Origin of the sequence: Gemmata sp. (assembly GCF_051859125.1) — a bacterium.
Classification (GTDB): Bacteria; Planctomycetota; Planctomycetia; order Gemmatales; family Gemmataceae; genus Gemmata.
Genome location: NZ_JBHYGG010000168.1, coordinates 50,890 through 71,982, shown reverse-complemented (window position 1 = coordinate 71,982; position 21,093 = coordinate 50,890). Strand labels below are relative to the sequence as shown.

The window sequence follows — 21,093 nt, the reverse complement described above, 5'->3', positions numbered from 1 at the left end:
CGCAACGGGCTCAGCGCCGCTCTGCTCGCGGCGCTGTCGTCGGGGTCGCCGGCCGCCCAGGGGTTCAAGCTCAAGGTACTCGCCCACCAGGTCCGGGCCCTCGACCGCGCCCTCGGGCGGTAGCACCAGGACTCGCTTCAACTTCATCATGCCGAGAACAGCTCAACAGGTGTGTAGGTCGAGATCGTGAGGCACCCACCACGTGATCGACTACCTCCTGGGGTTCGGACTGTTCTTACTGTCCGGCGGCCTGGTCGCGGTCACCGGTGGGCTGGAGCGGCGGCGGCAGAAGCGGGCGGTGGCTCGTCGCGCCGTCCGGGTGAGGGCCCGCGTCGTGGCCGTCCGCACCGAGTGCACCAGCGACGAGGGCGGCGTCGACGTCCACTACCCGCCCTGGAGTCCCGCGCCGCGGGGGCACTCGTCCGCGCCGGCGCGGCGGTCGGCCGGCTCGACGGGGCCGAGGTGCGCTCGGGCGGGGAGGTGGCGGCGTACTACGACCCGCTCGACCCGGGCCGCGTCGTGCTCGCGCCGGGCGACTGGCGGGGGCGGTTGCGCGATGGTCCTCGGGGTCGCTTCCGCCGGGATCGGCGTGCTGTTGCGGGCGTAACTGGCCGGGAAGTAGCGGGCGGGCTACTCGGGCCGCTCCCCGAAGTGGTCCTGCCAGTTCCGGGGGAGGACCGTCGGACGCATCGCCCGGCGGGGCAGGTCCCGGTCCCTCGCCCCTGCGGTGACCGACCAGACCACGTCGGCCGGCTACTGTACTTTGGTCACGGTTGTGGGCCTGGAGCGCTACGCACGCGGAAGGCCGCGATGCCCGCCCACAAGCTGCCGGACGTGGACCCGGCGACGCTCGACTCGGACCGGACGCTCCCGATCGGCCAGGTGGCGAACCTCGCGCCGTGCGTGGCCGAGGCGAACCACCATGCAGGTCAACGAACCTTGGACTCGGGCCGCGGGCGGGGCGGCTTTAGCCAGCACGTGCCAGCCACTGGAGCACCTGGGTGAGTACCTCGGCCGGCCGAAGCTCAGGTTCCGGATCGACCGATCCGGCCTCCCGCTTCTCTGGGGCGCCGTTCCCCGACCACGACCAGTGGTTGCGGCGCACGCAGCAGTCTGACCCCACGATCGTCAGTCGGGCGTGGGGCGTCAGGGCCTCCAACGCCGGCACCGCCAACACGATCTGGCCGGCCAGCGAGAAGCACTCGCGAATCGCGGCCGCGTCCCGTTCGGGGTCGCTGTACACGCCCCCCCAGGCCAGTTGCAGGAACATCCGCAGCGGGCCGTGGACGACGTAGTAGTGGATCGCGTACGAGTTCACCCCGTGGCCGCAGTGCGCGAGCACGGCGTACTCATCCACCTGAGCGCGTTCGACCTCCTCCACGTAGTGGAGGAGTGCATACGGCGACCGTTCGAGCGGCCGCGTGGAGTACGACCACTTGCCCAGTTTTTTCAAACGGCCGGCCAGCCCCTCGGGAATCGGGGGGAAGGCCAGCCCGGCTCGCTGGAACAACTGTCTCGCGTTGTCGATGTCGGTCATCGCGGACCCCTCACGTCCCACGGTGTGGCCGAACGGGAACCACGCCCGTCCCCGCCTCGCGTTCAGCCATCTTGCGACTTTCCGTAACGACTCCCCGGAGGTCGGCCTAACAGTGTCACGGGGCGGGACCGATGGCCTTCAGGACGGTCCCGGCCGCCAGGGCGTGACCGTCCGGGCTCAGGTGCACGCGGTCCGCGACGAACAGCCTCTCCCGGCCGTCCTTCGCCACCGCCCCGAACGCCGCGGCCACGTCCGCCACGCCCGCGTTCTTCTCCTTCGCCGCCTTCCGCACGGCCTCCGCGAGCGGGGCCGTCGTGTCCCACGCCGCCGCGGACGGGCACGTCGTCAGCAGGAGCACGTCGGCCTTCCCCTTCGTGGACCGCCGCCCGCGGTCCACCGCCTCGCCGCACGCGGCCTCGAACTCCGGGCCGCGCATCCCGGCCCCCCAGTCGTTGCCGCCGAACCAGACGGTGACCAGGTCCGGCTCCGGCACCGCGTCGAGCCACCGTGGGATTAGGACGAGGTTCTGCCGCAGTTGGGTGCCGCCGATCGCCGGGTTGTGGACCGCGACCTCGGACCCGTGCGCCGCCTTCGCCGTCTCCGCGAGCAGCGTCGGCCAGTTCGTCTTCCGGTTCGCGTGGTGCCGCACGTCGGTCAGCGAGTCGCCCATCGTGACTACGCTCACGGGTTTGCCCGCCCTGAGCTTCGCCCGGACCCGTGCGAGCGGGTCGCCGTCCGGCTTGTCGTCCTTCGCGTCCCGCTCGATGGCGGGCTCCAGCCGGATCTCGTCCACGGTGAACGTGTGGGCCGGGTAGTCGCCCCAGTACCACCACTTCCCGAACCACAGGGCCGACACCTTCGACGGCGCGTTGCCGCCCGCACCCAGGGGCCTGGCCTTCGGGCCGGGCAGCACCGGGACGAGGTCGGCCCACGCCGCCGTCACCTTCTGCCACTCCTTCCCCTTGACCGGGAAGCACAGGTCGTAGCGGACGGCGAAGTCGTCGTCGTGGATCAGTTGCAGCCCGGCGAACCCGTCGGTGCCGTCGCCCTTCACCCAGAACGAGAACCCCGCGGCCCTGTCCCACTCGGCGGTGCCGCGGACGCGGCTGGTGAAGAACGCACTGCGGGCGTCCGTGTCGAGCGTGAACTTGACGGCCCTGCCGACCTTGCCCTCGACCAGTTCGGCCGTCCCCTTGCCCTTGGGGGCGGCGAACGTCAACTCGTCCATCGTGGCGATGATCGGCCCCTCGGCCGGTGCGGCCCACGCGACGGCGGCACACGCGGTAGCAAGCGCGAACAACGGCAGGCGTGTCATGGTGGGCCTCAGATCAGGAAGGAATCGTAACGGTCGGGATCGCCCGGAGCCTCGTCACCTCTCTCAACCACGAGTCGGTTGCGAAATGCGGTGCTCGCTGCACGCGTACTTCGCCCGACCGGGGCACCAGACCGGGGTCCGGCCCTCATTCTCGGTCGGCCGTTTCGCCCGCGGCGTCCCCCGCCGGCACCTGGCATGCCGCCCACACCCCGTAGTGGTCCGTGACGGCCGCCGACGAACCCACGCCGCACGGGACGTCCCAGGTGCTCGACGGCGGGTCGCCGAGGGGCCGGAGCCCGCCGCCGAGGCAGATGTGGTCGATGCTCGGCCGCCCGGCCCGCCCGGGTAGCGGGTCCGTGGCGTCCCCGGTCACGCACGCCAGCCCCAGCGAGCCGAGCACCGTCCGCAGTGCCGCTTCTCCCGCGGAAGAACCGAACCGGGACGTGGCCGGGAGGGACTGGTTGAAGTCGCCCGCGACGCAGAACGCCGCGGACCGGGGCGTCCCCCACAGGCGTGCCCACTCCGCCGCCTGTTGCCGCACGGCCTCGCAGTAGCCCACCTCGGCCTTCCCCGGCCACCTGGGGTCGCCCGGCCAGGGCAGGACCGTGCCGACGACCACCACGTCCCGGCGTCCCGGCAGTTCGACGCGAGCACAGGCCATCCGGTCCGGTTCGACGTGGACCTCCAGTTTGCGGGCGGCTACCCGGGACCAGATCGCCACCCACCGGCGGTCCGCGGCCCAACCTGCGTCGGTTCCCGCCCGGATGTCGTCCGCCTCGCAGGAGTGGGCCACCAACCGAAAGTCGGTGCCCGGTGAGAACCCCAGCAGCGGCTCGGTGACCACCCACACGTCGGCGTCGACGCCGGCCATCGCACCGCGAACGGCGTCGGCCCGCCCCTGCGAGAGGGACCGGTCGGTCTGGAAGTTCCACGTCGCGATTTTCAACGGCGTCATGAGTTTCGACCTCGTCCCCACCAGCCCGACCTTCGATTCCGCTCGTTGCCGCACCCGCTTACCGGCCGCCGTCACCGCCCCACACCTTGACCGGCACCCCGTCGCGGTCGCCCTCCCACAACAGTGTTGTGCAGGTCCGCAGGAGCAGGTTCATCCACAGGAGGGCGTTGGCGAACGTCTCCTCGTCCGGGCTGAACAGCGCGAAGATGCTCGACGCGGCCACCAGGATCATCTCCTGCATGGCCCGGCTCACCGCCACCGTCAGCCGCCGCGGGTCGAGCAGGAACGCGCTCGACGCCAGCAGGTACGCCCCGTCGCACTCACCAGCACCACCGTCCGCTCCCCGCCCTGGAACCGCTCCACCGTGTCGATCGCCGACCGGGCCGGCAGCCCGGTCGCCGCGTCGATCACGCACAGCTCCGGGAACGCCTCCTGCAACGCCGCCCGCTGGGCACGGTGCGGGACCACGATCCCCAGCCCCTCCCCGGCCCATACCCTGCGCACAACCGGTCCCCGCTGCCTGCCGGCGTCGATGCGCCGGGGAGCCCTCAGCCGGGTGTCCCCTGACGACCCTCCCCGCGGGCGCGGCCGCGCCGCATGGCACAGTTGCTTCGCCGTCGACCTTGTGGCAGCCCGTGGCCCAACCAGCCACGCTCGCGCCGCGATACCGTCGACCGCGGCCGGCCTGTGGTGCAACAACCGGAGCCGGCCCCGCAGCACGGCGGTCTGCTGCAGCCACCGTCCCCCCCTTAGGAGCGTGTACACCGGCTTCTGCACCAGCAGCGCCACCGTCACCCGCTGCCCGTCCAGAGCCCGCGCCCGCTCCAGCGACCCCAGTTCCAGAGGGCGGAAGGCGGCGGCGACGACGAGCCGGAAGGCGGCGACCAAAGCGGCGGCTCCGCGAGGACGTGCCTGATGCTACCACGTCCACCGCGGTGGTAGCCAGCGGTCGGGTGCGGCAGTCGCGATCGCGGTCGTTGGAGTGGTTCTTACGAGTGCCGGCAGAGCGTCGGGAATTGGCCTCGGTTGGCGGAGCAGGTGCCACTGCGGCCACGGCCCCTTCAGAGTGGGACCGATTCCCGACTCTCTGTCAGCTCCGTGGCCGGTCCGACGGTGTCCGCAGTCCGCGATCTTTGCGAGGCCGCCGCAAGCAGGCGGTGAAAGCGGTGGCTGATGGCCAAACCCGCGCCACGGTCGCCGCGGTGTTCGGCGTCCACTACAAGACGGTGGCCCGCTGGGTGCGGGCGTCACATCACCCCGGCGGGTTGGAAGCCCGCCCGCAACCCGGACCGACCCCGGCGTTGACCGATGGTCATCTGCGGCGGCTCGAAGCCCTACTGGCGAAGGGGGCCAAAGCCCACGGGTGGCACAACCAGTTGTGGACGGCCGCCCGAGTGGCCCGCCTCATCGAGCGGCACTTCCGCATTGCTTACCACCCGGAACACGTTCGCAAGATTCTGAAGCGGCGGCTCGGGTGGTCCAGCCAGAAGCCGAAACGCAAGGCGCGGGAGCGGAACGACAAGGAGGTGGCGAGGTGGGTGGGTGACGAGTTCCCTCGCATCGTCCGAGAGGCGTGGGCGCGGTCGGCGTATCTGGTGTTCCTGGACGAGTCCGGGTTCACTCTCACCCCGACCGTCCGCCGCACGTTCGCCCCGCGCGGGAAGACGCCCGTGCTGTCCGCGTGGGACCGGCGGGACCGACTGTCGGCCATCAGTTGCGTCACCCTCAGCCCGGTGGCCGGGCGGCCCGGCTTGTATTTCGACCTGCTCGACCACAACGTCCGGGGCGACGATGTGGTCGCCTTCCTGAAGGACGTTCACCGGCGGCTCGGGCCGCTGACGGTGGTGTGGGACCGGAGCAGCATCCACGGCAAGTCGAAGGGGGTGAAGAAGTGGCTGGCTCGACACCCGGACGTGGTGGCCGAGGACTTCCCCGGATACGTTCCCGACCTGAATCCGGATGAGGGCGTCTGGGGGTGGGCCAAGTCCGGGGGGCTGGCCAACCTGGCGGCGAACGACGTGGGCGAGCTGTGGGACCGGGTCGTCGACGAACTGATTGAGGTGAAGTCCCGGCCCGACCTGTTGAGAGGCTTCATACAGCAGACCGGATTGCCGGGTGTCACACTCGCCGCATAACGGGGATCATTCACGAGGCTGGACGGAGTAGCCCGGCGTAAACGCCGGGTGTGAAAACCCCGGCGTTTACGCCGGGCTAAATGAAGCACGACCTGAACGGTAATTTGTTACGGCTAAAAGGATTGAATTGACGCCGGCCCCGCGACCGACTACCCTTTACTTGTGAGAATGACCCCGCCACGTCGTTCTCGGAGCTCGCCGCCTGCCCCCACTGCATGCCTCCCGCCCGGACCGTTTCCGGGACTCGCCTGACGCGACTTCGGTCGCCCGCACCGAACACTCTCCACTTACAACCAACCCGACCCCGACAGGAGTCCGCTATGAATTTGTTGAGCCGTTGCATGGGTTCCCCGCTGAACCGCCGCAACTTCATGCACGTCGGGGCCATCGGCGCGCTGGGCCTCACGCTCGACCAGTACATGCGGCTCCAGGCGGCGGCCCCCGCGGCACCCGGCGCGAAGAAGCCCAAGGCCGAGGCGTGCATCCACATCTTCCTGCCGGGCGGCATGGCCCACCAGGAGAGCTTCGACCCGAAGCCGTTCGCGCCGGTCGAGTACCGGGGGCAGATGGGCACGATCCAGACCAAGCTCGAGGGCGTGCAGTTCAGCGAGTGCCTGCCGAAGACGGCCGCACTCGCCGACAAGATCACCGTCGCCCGAGCGATGACGCACGGCGAGGCGGCCCACGAGCGCGGCACGCACAACATGTTCACCGGCTACCGGCCGAGCCCGGCGCTGAAGTTCCCGAGCATGGGCAGCGTGGTGAGCCACGAACTCGGCGTCAGGAACAACCTTCCCCCTTACGTCGCGGTGCCGAGCATGCCGGCCCAGGACGCGGGCAGCGGCTACCTCAGCAGCAGCTTCGCCCCGTTCAGCCTCGGCAGCGACCCGGCCAACGCCGGCTTCCGCGTGCAGGACCTGACGCTGCCCGGCGGCGTCACCCCGGACCGCTTCACGACCCGCCGCAGCATGCTCGACGCGGTGAACGCGCACTTCACCGGCAAGGAGAAGTCGGACAACCTCGACGCGATGGACACCTTCTACCAGCGGGCCTACGGGCTCATCAGCAGCGAAAAGGCCCGCGCCGCGTTCGACATCAACGCCGAGCCCGCGGCGCTCCGCGACCAGTACGGCCGTAACGCCGCCGGTCAGCGATTGCTCATGGCCCGCCGGTTGGTCGAGAGCGGCGTGCGGTTCGTGACGCTCACCTACGGCGGCTGGGACCTGCACGGCGGCATCGTCGCCGGCACGAAGAACCAGCTCCCGCAGTTCGACCAGGCGTACGCGGCGCTGCTGACCGACCTGCAAACCCGCGGGCTGCTCGACAGCACGCTCATCATGATTTCGAGCGAGTTCGGCCGCACGCCGAAGATCAACGCGACGGCCGGCCGCGACCACTGGCCGAAGGTGTTCTCGGTGGTGCTGGCCGGTGGCGGCATCAAGAAGGGATTCATCTACGGCAAGTCCGACGCGACCGCGTCCGAGCCGGAAGAGGACGGGCTGACGGTCGAGGACCTGGCGCACACGGTGTACCACTGCCTGGGCGTCGACGCCGACAAGCGGCTGATGTCGCCGGGCGACCGGCCGATCGACATCGTGCGCGAGGGCAAGACGCGCAAGGAACTGCTGGCGTAAGGGAAGAGGAGTCTCCCGCAGAGCCGCACAGTCGCAAAGAGAAAAGCAGTAGGAGTTGGCACCATGACGTTCCGCATTCTGACTTCCCTTTGCGTTCTTGGCGGCTTTGCGTGCGATCCGACTTTCGCTGCCTCCCCATCCCTCGGCGTCATTCAGCCCCGCGGGGCGCAGCGCGGCACCGAGGCCGTCCTCACGTTCGCCGGGGCACGCCTCACCGACGCGCAGGAGGTGCTCGCCTACTACCCCGGCATCACGGTCAAGAAGCTGGAGGTGGTCAACGACGCCACCCTCAAGGTGATGGTCGCCATTGCCCCCGACTGCCGGCTCGGCGAGCACGCCTTCCGCGTCCGCACCGCGAGCGGAGTCAGCGAGGTGCGGACCTTCTGGGTCGGGGCGCTGCCGGTCGTCGAGGAAGTCGAGCCGAACAGCGAGTTCGACAAGCCGCAGCCGATTCCGCTGAACGTCACGGTTCACGGCGTCGTGCAAGCCGAGGACCAGGACTTTTACGTCGTCGAGTGCAAGAAGGGGCAACGGCTGTCGGTCGAAGTCGAAGGAATGCGGCTCGGCGTCGCGTTCTTCGACCCCTACGTCGCGATTCTCGACGCCAAGCGGTTCGAGTTGGCAACGGGCGACGACTCGCCGATCGCGCAGCAGGACGGCGGGTGCTCGGTCGTGATCCCGGCCGACGGCAAGTACGTCGTGCAGATCCGCGAGAGCGCTTACGGCGGTAACGGCGGCTGCCAGTACCGGCTGCACGTCGGCAACTTCCCGCGGCCCACGGCCGTCGTTCCCGCGGGTGGCAAGCCCGGCGAGGAACTGGAACTCACGTTCCTCGGCGACCCGTCGGGGCCGATCAAGCAGAAGGTGAAGCTCCCGGCCGACGACGGCAACGGCACGTGGCGGATGCACTGCCAGACGCCCGAAGGCGTCAGCCCGACCGGGTTCAGGTTCCGGCTCGTCGACGCGCCGAACGTGTTCGAGTCGGCCGGCAACAATGCCGCCGCGACCGCGAGCCCCGGCGCCGCGGTGCCTCCGGGGCCGGCGCCCGCGGCGTTCAACGGCGTGATCGCCGCCGCCGGCGAGGTCGATTTCTTCAAGTTCGCCGGCAAGAAGGGGCAGGTCTTCGACGCCCGCTGTTACGCCCGTGCGCTCGGCTCGCCGCTCGACCCGGTGCTGTACTTCGGCAACGCCGCCGGTGCCGCGCTCGCGTCGAACGACGACGCCGGCGGCCCGGACAGTGCTTTCCGCCTGACGGTTCCCGAGGACGGCGTCTACACCCTCTGGGTCCACGACCACCTGCGCAAGGGCGGCCCCGATTACTTCTACCGCGTGGAACTCACGCCCGTCGCGCCGTCGATCAGCACGACGATTCCGCGCGTGGACGGCAACAACCCCGCGAACCAGGACCGCCAGACGATCACCGTGCCGAAGGGCGGACGCTACGCGTCGCTGCTGATCGCCAACCGTGCCGAGTTCGGCGGCCCGCTCGTGATGGGCCTGGGCCAGCTCCCGCCGGGCGTCACGCTCGCCGCCGACCAGATGGACCCCGGGCTGAACGTGGTGCCCGCCGTGTTCGAGGCCACGCCCGCGGCCGTGCCGGGCGGCTTCCTCACGACGATCACGGCGACGCACGCCGACCCGATGGTGAAGGTGCCGAGCAAGACGGCGTTCGACGCGGCGTTCGTGGTGTCGCAACCGGGGCAGACGGTGTACACGCGGCACAACACCGACCGCACCGCGATCGCGGTCGCCGAGGCCGCCCCGTACTCGATCGACGTGATCGAGCCGAAGGTGCCGCTCGTGCAGAACGGCGTGCTGAACCTGCGGATCGTGGCGAAGCGGGCCGAGGGCTTCAAGGGGCCGATCACCGTGTTCCCGCTGTGGACGCCGCCGGGCCTGGGCATTCAGGGCTCGGCCGTGATCCCGCCGGAGGCGACGGAGTGCGTGCTGCCGATGAACGCGGCCCCGACGGCCGCGCCGCGGAAGTGGAAGACCGCGGTGACCGCTGTGGCCGACGCGGGCAAGGGGCCGGTGTGGACGTCGAGCCAGTTGTTCACGCTGGAGGTGGCCGCGCCGCTCGTGACGATGACGATGGAACGCCCCGCGGTGGAGCAGGGCCAGACGACGCAACTATTCTGCAAGGTCGCGGTGGTGACACCGTTCGAGGGCAAGGCGAAGGTGACGATCTACGGCCTTCCCGCAAAGGTGGCGACGCAGGCGATGGAACTCACGAAGGACACGAAGGAGATCGCGTTCCCGATCGTGGCCGACAAGACGAGCCCGGTCGGCAAGCACGGCGGCATCTTCGCCCAGGTCGTGATCGACAGGGGCGGCGAACTCATCACGGGCAACGTCGGCGGCACGGAACTCCGCATCGACGTGCCGCTGCCTCCGAAGGTCGCCGCGGTGGCCCCGCCGATGCCGAACCCGGCGGCCACCACGCCCCCGCCGATGCCGATGACGAACCAACCGCCACCGAAGCGGCTGACGCGCCTGGAGCAACTACGGTTGGAGCAGGAGGAGCGAGAGAAGGCCGCCGCGGCCGGTGGGGCGCCCGCCCCAAAGAAGGAAGAACCGAAGAAGGAAGAGCCGCCGAAGAAGTGACAACGCTCCCAGGGGTGTACACCCCTGGCTACTGGCGGACGCCCCGTGTGGGGCGGCAAAGACAAATGATCCGTCGCCTCGCGCTTCGACCCCAAAGGGGTCACCAGTAATAGCCAGGGGTGCAAACCTCTGGCCGTCTGATCAGATGCCCCACCGCTTGAGGCTCAACGATATGCGTTCCTTGCTTTCCCTCTGCGTGCTCGGCGTCCTCTGCGGTGAGTCACGCGCCCAGACCGTCGCCGTCTACCCGCCCGACATCAGCCTCGAAACCGCACGCGACCGCCAGTCGTTCGTCGTCCAACTCACGCAGCCCGACGGCATCACGCGCGACGTGACGGCACAGGCCCAGGTCGCGTTCGCCAACCCGGCGCTCGTGCGGCTCGACAAGGCCGTCGTGTACCCCGTCGCGGACGGCGTCACCGAGATGACCGTCACGCTCGGCGCGCAGGTCGTGAAGGTGCCGGTGAAGGTGCTGAGGGCGAAGGAGGACCAGCCGATCTCGTTCAAGCAGGACGTGATGCCCGTGTTCATGCGGGCCGGGTGCAACGTCGGCGGCTGCCACGGCGCGGCCCGAGGCAAGGACGGCTTCCGCCTGTCGCTGTTCGGCTTCGACCCCGAGGGCGACCACTACCGACTCACCCGCGAGTTGAACGGCCGCCGCGTCAACCTCGCCATTCCCGCGGACAGCCTGCTCATCGACAAGGCGACGGGGAAGGTTCCGCACACCGGCGGCAAGAAGGTCAGCGAGGGCGACGAGTACTACCAGGCGATGATCCGCTGGCTCGAAGCCGACGCCCCGCTCGATGCGCCGACAGTGACGCTGCCGGTGAGCATGGAGGTGTTCCCGCCGTCGGCCGTGCTCGACGGCAAGGGCGAGAAGCAGCGGATCGTCGTGCGGGCGAAGTACAGCGACGGCACCGACCGCGACGTGACCTCGCTGGCGCTGTTCCTCACCAACAACGAGAACTCCGCGAAGATCGACGGCAACGGCGACGTGGCCGCCGGCGAGCGCGGCGAGTCGTTCGTGATGGCCCGCTTCCACACGTTCACCATCGGCGTGCCGTTCATCACGCTGCCGAAGGCGCTGCAGTTCGTGTGGCCGAACTCCCCGGAAGCGAACTACGTCGATACGGGCGTCAACAACAAGCTCAAGAAGCTCCGCATCGAGCCGAGCGGCGTCTGCTCCGACGAGGTGTTCGTCCGCCGCGTGTACCTCGACGTGATCGGCCAACTGCCCACGCCCGAGGAGTACGCCCGGTTCATGGTGAGCACGCTCCCGGACAAGCGAACGCTGCTCGTCGACGAACTGCTCGACCGCAAGGAGTTCGCGGAACTGTGGGTGCTGAAGTGGGCGGAACTGCTCCAGATCCGCAGCAGCAACCAGGTCTCGTACAAGTCGATGCTGCTCTACTACAACTGGCTGCAGGACAAGATCGCGCGGAACGTGCCGACCGACGAGTGGGTGAAGGAGCTGCTCGGGGCCAACGGCGGCACGTTCAAGAACCCGGTGACGAACTACTACCAGCTCGAAACGGACGTGCTGAAGGTGACGGAGAACGTGGCCCAGGTGTTCATGGGCATGCGGGTCCAGTGCGCCCAGTGCCACAACCACCCGTTCGACCGCTGGACGCAGGACGACTACTACGGCTTCGCGGCGTTCTTCACGCAGATCGGCCGCAAGGCCGGCGACGACCCCCGCGAACTGATCGTGTTCAACAGCGGCGGCGGCGAGGTGAACCACCCGGTCCGCGGCCGGCCGATGCCGGCGAAGTTCCTCGGCGGCACCGCCCCCGCCGACGTGGCCGGGAAGGATCGCCGCGTGGTGCTGGCGAACTGGCTGGCGAGCCCGGAGAACCCGTACTTCGCGAAGAACCTGTCGAACATCGTGTGGGCGCACTTCTTCGGCCAGGGGATCATCAACGAGGTGGACGACGTTCGCATCTCGAACCCCGCCAGCAACCAGGAACTGCTCGACGAACTCGGCAAGCGGTTCACCGGCTACAAGTACGACTTCAAGAAGCTGGTCCGCGACATCTGCACGTCGCAGACGTACCAGCGCTCGACGCAGCCCACGAAGACGAACGAGAGCGACACGCGGAACTTCGCCCGCGGGCCGATCCGCCGCATCCGTGCCGAGACGATGCTCGACCTGATCACGCAGGTGACCGACACGAAGAACAAGTTTCAGGGGTTGCCCAACGGCGCGCGTGCGGTGCAGATCGCGGACGGCGGCGTGACGACGTACTTCCTGACGACGTTCGGCCGCCCGACGCGCGAGACGGTGTGTTCGTGCGAGGTGCGCCTGGAGCCGACGCTGTCGCAGAGCCTGCACCTGCTCAACGGCGGCACGGTGGAGCCGAAGATCGCGCAGGGCGGCCTGGTGGCGAAGATGCTCCAGGAGAAGAAGACGCCGCCGCAGATCATCGAGCACCTGTACGTGCGGTGCCTGAGCCGCGCGCCGACGGCCGCCGAGATGAAGACGCTGACCGACATGGTGACCGCGAACCCGAACAAGCAGCAGGCGCTGGAGGACGTGTTCTGGGCGATCATGAACTCCCGCGAGTTCATGTTCAACCACTAACCTTGCGTAGCCGCGACCCGGAGGGAAGCGCGGAACGCGGGCCAACGTGGCACGCTCCCCTCCGGGTCGCGGCTACGCGGGGATCGGGATTTTCACTGCATAGGGTCGCGAATGGCGTGGGCGACCGAGTTTGAATGCGACCGATGCCGCCGGGTGTATGACGTGACCACGAGCGACCTTCGTGAGTACGTGATGCAGGGCGGTCGCCGCGTACCGTGCATGATTCGCACGATCTGGTGTCAATCGTGCGAAATGCTAACCGAAGGCGAAAAAATCGAATCGCTCGAAGCGTTGCGCAGCGTTATCACCGATCCGGACTTTGCGACAAGTGATGTCGCTACAACCCGATTGGCTTGGCTCGAACAGCGGCAATCCCCGCCCCGATGTCTTCGATGTGGTTCGACGAAGATTGCGGAATGGTCCAATGGCGACTTACACCCCGGATGCGGTGGGGTTTTGGTGGATCGGATGAGTTGCATCCATTACTCCAGCGCTCAACACTTGGTGTACGACGCGGAAGGCGTTCCCCTGAACCACAAATGGAACGGCCGGTTCAAACAATGGCTCTCACGCCGGTTCAGCCGATGGCTCTGACTTCCCTTGAGGCTTCCTGATATGCGGCAATCGATGTTCCTGTTCGCGGTGGCGGCTCTCGTTCTCGCCACGACCGGCGGCGAGTCGCGGGTCCGCGCCGACGCCAAGAACCCCACGTACGTCGATGACGTCACGCCCGTGCTCAAGCAGCACTGCATGAACTGTCACGGCAACGACAAGCAAAAGGGCGGCCTCAACCTCGCCACGTACGCCAGCACGCAACAGGGCGGGTCGGCGGGCGTGGTCGTCACGCCCGGCAACCCGGACAAGTCGCGACTCTTCACGCTCACCGACCACAAGGAAGAGCCGAAGATGCCGCCGAACCAGCCGAAGATTCCGGCCGAGCAGGTCGCGCTGCTGAAGCTGTGGATCGAGCAGGGCGCGAAGGAGAACGCCGGCAGCAAGGTCAACATCCCCGTGTTGCCGAAGACCGACATCGGCCTGAAGTCCGTCGTGAAGGGTCGGCCCGAAGGGGCGCCGCCGATGCCCGTGGCCGGGAAGTTGAAGGTCGAGCCGGTCGTGGTCGCGCGGCGGCCCGGCGCGGTGCTGGCGCTGGCGACGAGTCCGTGGGCGCCGCTCGCGGCCGTCGGCGGGCAGAAACAGGTCATCCTGTACAACACCGACAGCGGCGCACTGCTGGGGTTCATTCCATTCGAGCACGGGCAGATCAACAGCATCAAGTTCTCGCGCAACGCGCGGTTCGTGCTGGTGGCGGGCGGGCGCGGCGGGCAGTCCGGCAAGGCCGTGCTGTTCAAGGTCGAGACCGGCGAAAAGGTGCTCGAGGTCGGCAACGCCGAGAGCGACGCGATCCTCGCCGCCGACATCTCCGCGGACCAGACGCAGATCGCCGTCGGCGGGCCGTCGAAGATCGTTCGCATTTACAACACGCTCGACGGCACCGTGCTCCGCGAGATCAAGAAGCACACCGACTGGGTGACCGCCGTGGAGTATAGCGCCGACGGCGTGTTGCTCGCCACCGGCGACCGCAACGGCGGGCTGTTCGTGTGGGAGTCGTTCACGGGTCGCGAATACTTCAGCCTCCGCGGGCACACGGCGATGATCACCGACGTGTCGTGGCGTGACGACTCGAACGTGCTGGCGTCGAGCAGCGAGGACACGACGATCAAGCTCTGGGAGATGGAGAACGGCGGGAACATCAAGAATTGGGCCGCCCACCCCGGTGGCGCGGCGGGCGTTTGCTTCACGCACGACGGCAAGCTCGCCAGCACCGGCCGCGACAAGGTCACGAAGGTGTGGGACCAGAACGGCGCCGCCGTGAAGGCGTTCGATTCGTTCCCCGACCTGGGACTCCGCGTCGCGGTCACGCACGAGAACGCGAAGGTGATCGCGGGCGACTGGTCGGGCGTCGTGAAGACGTGGTCCGTCGCCGACGCGAAGGTGCTCGCCGTGCTCGACGCGAACCCGCTGCCACTGGCCGAGCGGCTCAAGCAGGCCGAGGCCGCGTACGCTGCTGCGACTGCCGCGGTCGCGCCGGCACAGGCTGCGTTCACCGCTGCCGAGGCGAAGGCGAAGGCCGCGACCGATGCCTACAACGCCGCCGTCGCGAACATGAACACGATCAACGCCAACCTCGCCGCCGCGAACAAGGCGGTGGCCGACAACACGGCGGTCGCGAACGCGAACAAGCCGCTGATGGACGCCGCGAAGGCCGAGGTGGACAAGGCCACGCCGGTCGCCGCGGCTGCCGCGAACAAGGCCGCCGCCGTGGAGGTGGTCGTTGCCGCGGAAGCGGTCGCCGCGAAGGCCATCGCCGACGCCGCCGCGAAGGCGCCGACGAACGCCGACCTCGCCGCCGCGAGCAAGAAGGCGACCGACGCACTCGCCGCGTTGAACGTGGAACTCACCGCCACGAGGAAGGCCGCGACCGACACCGCCGCGGTTGTGGCTGCCGCGAACGCGAAGTTCGCCGCCGCATCGAAGCTGTACACCGACGCGATGGCCGCGGTCGCCGCGAACCAGAAGAACGCCGCGGCTCTCACGCCGATGGTCGCGCCTGCCACGACTGCAGTCGCCCCCGCGAAGGCCGCACTCGACGCGGCCGCGGCCGGCGCCACCCCCGCGAAGGCCGCGCTCGACGCCGCAACCGCGAACGCGGCGAGGTCGAAGGCCGCCGTCGACGCGATGAAGACGCCACCCGCACCGGTACCTGTTCCGGTCCCTGTGCCGCCGACCCCGACGCCCGTTCCAGTGCCGCCGAAGAAGTAACTTCACTTTCCCTCGATGTCGCAATCGGGCAGAGCGAGCCGAAGTTTCGCGACGCCCTTCCGGGTAGCCTTCGTTCCGTCGATGTTTAGCGACTCAAGGTTCGACGAGTTGAGGAGGTGGCCCAGTCCGACGTCGGTTACCCGTTAGCAGCCCACCAACGACAGCGAGATCAGGCCGGTCAATCGGGCCACGTGGGCGAGCCCGTCGTCGCCGATATCGGTTCCGTCGAGGCTCAACTCGTTCAACGTGGCACAGGGTGCGAGGTGGGCCAACCCGGAGTCGGTGACCCTCGTTTCATTCACGTAGAGCAGCCGGAGCGTTTTCACGCGCGCGCAGTGTTCGAGCCCGGTGTCCGTCAGAGCGGTCCCGTCGAGCCCGAATTCCGCCAGGCATACCATGTCACCGAGCGCGTGAAGGTCCGCATCCTTCACGCCACTGCCCCCCAGCCACAACGATTCGAGTTTTGTGAGTCCGGGGAGGCCCGAGAAGTCCGCGTCGGTCAGCGGGGTGTCCCGGAGGTCCAGTTCCGTCAGGTTGGGCATCCCGCTCAGGGAGGGCAGACACGACCCCTCGATTTGCGTCTCAGACAGGCCAAGTTGTTTGAGATTCGGGATGCCGATGAGGCCTCGAATGGCCGCGTCCGTGACGCCACTCCGGTCCAGTAACAATGTCTCAAGTTTCGGGTGCCGAACGAGCCCGCTGAAGTCCGCCCTCGTCAACGGGGTGCCGGACAGGTCGAGCGCCTCCAGGTTGAGCAAGCCGCCCAGGTGCGCGAGGCCTGACCCGTCGATGTCCGTGCCCGACAGGTCGAGTCCCCGCAGCGCCACCAGGCCCGCCAGGTATTTGAGCGCCGCGTCGTCGCAGCGGCACCCGCGCAGGTCGAGGACGCGGAGGTGGCGGAAGGCGGCCAGGCTCGAGTAACTGGCCGCCGTCAGCGCGTTGCCGTTCCGCACGCCGACGGTGACGAGTTGCTGGACGTCGGCGAGCGCGCCCAGACCGGCCAGGTCGTTCTCGTCGCTCGGGGCGAGCCTCATGAAGTAGATCTCCCCTTCCCGGATCTCGACCCGCGCGGGGGTCTCGCAGACGAGTTGCCAGTCGTTGGCGTCTCCGTCCCCGAGTTGTCCCTCGCAATCGTCCTGGTCTCCGATCTCTTGGTCGTCTCCAGAAAGTGGTTCGCCGCTGTCGCCCGGCGCCGCGCTACCGCTGTCCTCTGGTAGTTCGACCCACCACGTCCCGAACGGGATCACGTCCCGCTCCTCCAGCAACCGCCCCGTGCGGACAAGGCTGCGCCGGGCTGGGGTGGTACGCGCGGGAGCCTTCTCCCGTGGCACGGCTCCGACCACGCACTCCGGCACGTGGGCGTTGGCCCAGTGGTAGCCCTGCGTGCCAACCGTGATCTTTCCCGTCCGCAGGCCGTGCACGACGTAGTAGCACGTCCCGCGGGCGTTCCGGGCGACGAACTCGTGGTAGTTGTAGTCCGGGTCGTCCCACCCGCACCGGCACGGATTGAACCGCAGGTCGGCCGCGTACCCGTACGTCTTGTTCCCCGCGACCGCCGTGGCCCCTCGTACTCCGCCGTCGCGTTCGAACTGCCGGATGGCTTCCTCGATGGTCAACACCGCCGGCGTGGCCGCCCCGGAACTCGCGTGACCGCGGTCGGCGATCGAGGCCGCACCTGCCGTGGATGTCGCCGCCGCCGCGCCCGGAGCCGGGACGGCCGTCGGGGACGAACTCACCGGCGGGGCCGCGACCGGGCGACCCGACGTAACGGCCGGCGTGGCGGCGACCGGCGGTGACTCCGGTGGAGTGGCAATCGCGGCCGCGATCGTGGGGGCAGCGGCGATCGTGCTCTCCGGCGCTTGCTCGCGCGGTGCGGGTACGGGCGGCACTGCCGATGCCGGTTGCGTTGCCGCCGCGGTGACGTCGGCCAATAGCACCCCCAGTTCCCCGCCGTCACGCGGCCGCCGGTCGGGCCTCTGCGCGACGCACCGGCCGAGCAGTGCGATCAACTCCGGCGGGACCGCGTGCTCGCGCAGGTCGTCGGCGAAGTCCGAGCCGCCCCCCTGGTCGAGGTGGCCGGTGATGAGTTGGTAGCCGATGACCCCGAGGGCGTGCACGTCGTCCCGCGGGTCGGGGGCGGCGCCGGCCCGCTGCTGGGGCGAAGCGTAGAGCGGGGTGTGCGACCCCTGGAGGTAGGACGCGAGCCGCCCGGCCCGCGAGGTCAGCCCCCGGGCGTCCGCGACCAGCGCCGCCTGTGCGACCACCGACCCGATCCCGAAGTCCGTGATCCGGAGCCGGCGGTTCACATTGTCGGTGTGCACGTTCGCCGGCTTCAGGTCGCGGTGGACGACCGGCGGCGTCATCCGGTGGAAGTGCCCGACGGCCCCGGCGAGTTGCCGCAGCGCGGCCGTGGCCTGCCGGACCCGCTGCTCGGGGGCGCTCCGCTGGAGCCCGCGGAGCCAGTCGGCCAGGTCGCCGCCGGGGACGTACTCGTACATCAGCCAGGGCGTGTCGCCCTCGAGATGGACGTCCTTCAGCGGGACGATGTTCGGGTGCGCCCCGGCCGACATCACGCGGTCGATCAGGGTGCTCTCGTGCTTCAGGTCGCGGGCCTGCTGGCCGTGGCAGAACTTGACCGCGCCGACGAGGGACGCCATCTGCGGGTGGCGGGCGAGCCACACCTCGCCGAACCCGCCCACGCCAAGGGGCTTTTCGAGCACCCAGCCCGGCCTCCCGGGCAGCGCCGACCCCGGCCGGAAGCGGGGCGGCCGCGACGGGAGGAGCTTCATGACGTCGTCGGCCGAGGTCAGGCTGAACGCGCCGGGCACCGTGGTGCCGGTCGGGTCCTCGGTTCGCTTGAGGGACTGCTGGACGGCACCGGGGATCTGCGACAGGCACAGCTCCAGTTCGATCGGCGAGTCCGGGCCGCTGGCGGCCCCGCGGGCGACCGCCTCCGCCGCCCGCCGCGCTTGCTCGAAGCTCATTCGGGCCAGTTGCTGGATGTCCTCGCGGATCTCGGCGTCCTTCCGCCGCTCCCGGTACTTCTTCCACACGGAGCTGGCCACGTCGGCGGCGTACCCGCCCCCGGGGACCATCTCGGCGAGCCCGCGGAAGCCGTGCTCGGCGACCGCCTCGGCGACGCAGTGGAAGAACGCGAGCAAGGGCGGCCCTTGGGTGTCGCCCGAGTATGGCCGCGGCGGGCGGGTTGGGCAAGCGGCGAATCGCGCGGCCGACCGGATCGAGAATCGGGCGCGCTGGGCTGTCACCGGGATTGGTCTTCCCCACGATCCCCACGAATGGTGGGCAGCGAATGGTATGAAGCTCGGGCGGAGGTGATGGGCACGTCTCCAACCCCGACATCACCCCCGACCCGGCACGCGTTTCACGATCCTATCGTCAGCTGCGTCACCCGCGTCACGAGCCGGCTGAATGACTTGAATCACGGCCCGGGGGCGGGTGACCCGGGGCGACGGAGAGGTGACGCAAGCCGTTTCGCTGCGTCACGGGCTGAGGAGATTCTTTTCGGGCGGTTCGGGTCCGTCGTGACGCGGGTGACGCAGATCCCGTCCGGTGCGGTCGAACGCCGAGCCGGTGATCGCCGCCGCGCGGTGGTCGTCGGCTGCCAGAGATGAGTGCGAGCCCCATCCTCACCCCCGTAGCGGACTCCGAGCGTGGGGAAGAGCTTCCGTGCTGGGCCGCGGCGATCCGCACGTGAGGGTGCCCGTCCGTGTAGGCGTGCACCTCATACCAGGTGTCCAGCGGCGGGTAGAACGCCTCGAACGTCACGGCCTCGTCCTCGGCCGCCGCCTTCCGGTAGCACCGCTCGAACTCGGTGCCCAGCGCCGGGGCGAACTCCACCCAGATGCTTTTGCCCACCAGGTCGTGCCGGGTGCGGCCGAGGAGGCGTTCGGCCTGCTTGTTCACGTAGGTGAACTGCCAGTCGCGCCCGAGAGCGAAGAACGCGTCGGTGATGCTCTCGAGGATCGCCGTGGACCGGCGCTCGGCCTGCTTCTGGTCGTCGATGTCGGTGGTCGTGCCGAACACCCGGACGGGCACGCCCGCGTCATCCCGGACGAGGGTGCCGCGGGTCTTGAACCAGCGGTACGCCCCGTCGTGCCGGCGGAGCCGGTAGTTGACGTCGTACTCGGCGCCGGCGACGAACGCGTCCCAGACCTCTTTGGTGCGCTCGCGGTCGTCGGGGTGGACGGCGGCGAGCCAGCCGCCCGCGTGGTGCTCCTCCTCGGGCACCCCCGTGTACTCCGACCACCGGCGGTTCAGGTAGTCGACGTGCCCGTCCGGGCGGCACGTCCAAGCGGGCTGCGGCAGATGGTCGACGACGGCGCGGATCTGTGTCAGGTCGGTGGCGACCGCGGCGTTGGGCATTCCGTTTCGGTGTTCGCTCATGAGGTGCTGCTGCGGTCGGCCGCGGCCCGCCTGGCGCCAGCCGGTCGCGAGCCCTGATGGTCGAGGCGAAGGTGGTTCAGCTTAGCCCAACCCTTCTACCCCAGCCACCGCGTTCCGGGCCGGGCGCGGGCGTCAAGCTACTGAAGTCGTGGACGGGGGGGGCGGCGAGCTGCCGGCCGATGTGGTGAGCGGCACGACCTCTGGAGGCGTGGTGTTTCGGATCGAAGTGACGTCACGCCGCGGAGAGGTCCCGAACATCCGCAGGTATTCCCGGCCGAACTGGGAGGGGCTCCCGTACCGGACCCGGAACGCCGCCTCGCCGGCGTCGAGCCCGACCCCCCGTCATGAGCCGCCGCGCCTCCTGGAGCCTGAGCCGCTTCTGGTACCGGAGCGGGCTCAGGGCGGCCACGTGCTTGAAGTGGAGGTGGAGCGCCGACGGACTCATGCCCACGTGCTCGGCGAGCGTCTCGATCCGGAGCGGCTCGGCGAAGTGGTCCCGCAGCCAGCTTGGCGGCGTACCGGGCGGTGGCGAGGGACCTGGTGGCTCGCACCGGGGCCGGGGTCTGGTTCCGCAAGGAGGGCCACAGGAAGCGGACGCCGGAGCCGGGAATGCGGTACGGGCCGGGGGCGGCCGCGCTCATGGCGCGCGGGGTCCCACTGTGCGGGGGCGGCAAGACCGTCGTCGCCGGGCTCGGCCCATCCCGCTCCGCGGCGAGTTAGGACTTCGACAGTGCAAGTATCGGACAGTGCGAAGTGGAGCACAACCCAGCCGCGACCACGCCGCGCGGGTCGGGTGCGAGAGGGGAAGGCACGGGGCGGGACACGGGCATTCCACATTTCGGAGCGGTCTTGGTTTGCCTTCACGAGCGATGCCTTCACCTCGCGCGTCACGCCTTGCCCAGCACCAGATCGGCGACCCAACACCCCCGCACGTGCTGGCCCGGTTCGCGGCAGTGGTTCAGGATGTCGGCGGTGTCGCAGCCGGCGTCTTGATGGGCGTCGGCAAGGATCGGCATCCGGTCGAAGGCCCGGTCCTGGCGAATGCCTTCGGCGAGGGCAATAACGTCCGAAGTCAGCCAAGCGGGGACAAGAAATGCAAAACCGATAG

15 protein-coding genes and 1 pseudogene are annotated in these 21,093 nt (G+C 69.3%); 7 read left to right on the top strand and 9 right to left on the bottom strand.

Going from position 1 to position 21,093, the window contains the following annotated elements:
- The first annotated feature begins 202 nt into the window (after positions 1–202).
- On the top strand, positions 203–607 hold the full coding sequence (locus ACTIGN_RS15755) for a hypothetical protein (RefSeq protein WP_439625471.1): 405 nt from the start codon (positions 203–205) through the stop codon (positions 605–607).
- A 360-nt stretch (positions 608–967) separates the two neighbouring features.
- On the opposite strand, the gene ACTIGN_RS15750 is transcribed toward ACTIGN_RS15755, so the two are convergent.
- The 5 genes from ACTIGN_RS15750 to ACTIGN_RS15730 all read right to left on the bottom strand — a co-directional run bounded on the left by ACTIGN_RS15750 (position 968) and on the right by ACTIGN_RS15730 (position 4,275).
- Complete coding sequence (locus ACTIGN_RS15750) at positions 968–1,537, bottom strand: hypothetical protein (RefSeq protein WP_439625469.1); 570 nt, start codon at positions 1,535–1,537, stop codon at positions 968–970.
- A gap of 115 nt (positions 1,538–1,652) precedes the next feature.
- A complete protein-coding gene (locus tag ACTIGN_RS15745; RefSeq protein ID WP_439625467.1) occupies positions 1,653–2,852 on the bottom strand; it encodes an SGNH/GDSL hydrolase family protein in 1,200 nt (399 codons plus the stop codon).
- A 145-nt stretch (positions 2,853–2,997) separates the two neighbouring features.
- Complete coding sequence (locus ACTIGN_RS15740) at positions 2,998–3,807, bottom strand: endonuclease/exonuclease/phosphatase family protein (protein ID WP_439625465.1); 810 nt, start codon at positions 3,805–3,807, stop codon at positions 2,998–3,000.
- Between the two features lie 58 nt (positions 3,808–3,865).
- Positions 3,866–4,048 carry a hypothetical protein gene (locus ACTIGN_RS15735; protein ID WP_439625463.1) on the bottom strand — a complete coding sequence of 61 codons (183 nt, stop codon included), beginning with the start codon at positions 4,046–4,048 and terminating at the stop codon, positions 3,866–3,868.
- Between the two features lie 20 nt (positions 4,049–4,068).
- On the bottom strand, positions 4,069–4,275 hold the full coding sequence (locus ACTIGN_RS15730) for a hypothetical protein (protein ID WP_439625461.1): 207 nt from the start codon (positions 4,273–4,275) through the stop codon (positions 4,069–4,071).
- A gap of 167 nt (positions 4,276–4,442) precedes the next feature.
- Here ACTIGN_RS15730 and ACTIGN_RS15725 point away from each other — a divergent pair, with 167 nt between their 5' ends.
- The 5 genes from ACTIGN_RS15725 to ACTIGN_RS15705 all read left to right on the top strand — a co-directional run bounded on the left by ACTIGN_RS15725 (position 4,443) and on the right by ACTIGN_RS15705 (position 15,581).
- A complete protein-coding gene (locus ACTIGN_RS15725) occupies positions 4,443–5,942 on the top strand; it encodes an IS630 family transposase (protein ID WP_439625459.1) in 1,500 nt (499 codons plus the stop codon).
- Positions 5,943–6,283: 341 nt separating this feature from the next.
- Positions 6,284–7,576, top strand: coding sequence for a DUF1501 domain-containing protein (locus ACTIGN_RS15720; protein WP_439625457.1), 1,293 nt, complete (start codon positions 6,284–6,286; stop codon positions 7,574–7,576).
- Positions 7,577–7,639: 63 nt separating this feature from the next.
- Entirely contained in the window at positions 7,640–10,180 is a 2,541-nt protein-coding gene (locus ACTIGN_RS15715; RefSeq protein ID WP_439625455.1) for a PPC domain-containing protein, read from the top strand.
- Between the two features lie 172 nt (positions 10,181–10,352).
- On the top strand, positions 10,353–12,761 hold the full coding sequence (locus tag ACTIGN_RS15710) for a DUF1549 and DUF1553 domain-containing protein (RefSeq protein ID WP_439625453.1): 2,409 nt from the start codon (positions 10,353–10,355) through the stop codon (positions 12,759–12,761).
- Positions 12,762–13,376: 615 nt separating this feature from the next.
- Positions 13,377–15,581 (top strand): c-type cytochrome domain-containing protein, encoded by a 2,205-nt coding sequence (locus tag ACTIGN_RS15705; protein ID WP_439625451.1) that lies wholly within the window; start codon positions 13,377–13,379, stop codon positions 15,579–15,581.
- Between the two features lie 143 nt (positions 15,582–15,724).
- Here the strand turns inward: ACTIGN_RS15705 and ACTIGN_RS15700 are convergent, their stop codons facing one another.
- From ACTIGN_RS15700 to ACTIGN_RS15690, 3 genes and pseudogenes are all read right to left on the bottom strand, one after another.
- Positions 15,725–18,742 carry a protein kinase domain-containing protein gene (locus ACTIGN_RS15700; protein ID WP_439625449.1) on the bottom strand — a complete coding sequence of 1,006 codons (3,018 nt, stop codon included), beginning with the start codon at positions 18,740–18,742 and terminating at the stop codon, positions 15,725–15,727.
- A 253-nt stretch (positions 18,743–18,995) separates the two neighbouring features.
- The gene (locus ACTIGN_RS15695; RefSeq protein WP_439625447.1) at positions 18,996–19,985 is read right to left on the bottom strand and encodes a PAS domain-containing protein; all 990 of its coding nucleotides are present in this window, start codon (positions 19,983–19,985) and stop codon (positions 18,996–18,998) included.
- A gap of 132 nt (positions 19,986–20,117) precedes the next feature.
- Positions 20,118–20,490 (bottom strand): annotated as a pseudogene (locus ACTIGN_RS15690) (helix-turn-helix domain-containing protein); the annotation flags it as partial.
- Between the two features lie 35 nt (positions 20,491–20,525).
- On the opposite strand from ACTIGN_RS15690, the gene ACTIGN_RS15685 reads away from it, so the two are divergent.
- Positions 20,526–20,705, top strand: a complete 180-nt coding sequence (locus ACTIGN_RS15685; RefSeq protein ID WP_439625445.1) for a hypothetical protein — start codon at positions 20,526–20,528, stop codon at positions 20,703–20,705.
- A gap of 167 nt (positions 20,706–20,872) precedes the next feature.
- Here the strand turns inward: ACTIGN_RS15685 and ACTIGN_RS15680 are convergent, their stop codons facing one another.
- Positions 20,873–21,001, bottom strand: coding sequence for a hypothetical protein (locus tag ACTIGN_RS15680; RefSeq protein ID WP_439625443.1), 129 nt, complete (start codon positions 20,999–21,001; stop codon positions 20,873–20,875).
- Between the last annotated feature and the right edge of the window lie 92 nt (positions 21,002–21,093).